Annotated in this window: 1 pseudogene; it reads right to left on the reverse strand. The window is 42.4% G+C overall.

Annotated features, from left to right (window positions below):
- A pseudogene (locus LF822_RS22755) lies at window positions 1-255 on the reverse strand (IS21-like element IS5376 family transposase); the annotation flags it as partial.

A 255-nucleotide genomic window follows, 5' to 3' on the forward strand; every position in this document is an offset into this window, starting at 1 on the left:
TAAGAATGGCTTCGCCATGGTGGTAAACGGTAATCCTTCCATCCAGGGTTTCCTTAATCATGACTTCATGTCCTGCATAAGTAGAGCTCATAAGAATTTTTCTAGCGTGATAGTTCAGCACACCATCTCTTCCTATTTTCCGATAGGTGAGATAGCTTACTTCAAATTTAGAAGGAAGAGAATCGAGAGATTCTTTCATCCATAACTCTACAGGCGTCCGATCTGTTGTAGAGTGAGCACGTTGATTCGCGGTGT

The organism is Halobacillus sp. A5 (assembly GCF_024189315.1).
In the GTDB taxonomy this organism is placed as follows: Bacteria; Bacillota; Bacilli; order Bacillales; family Halobacillaceae; genus Halobacillus_A.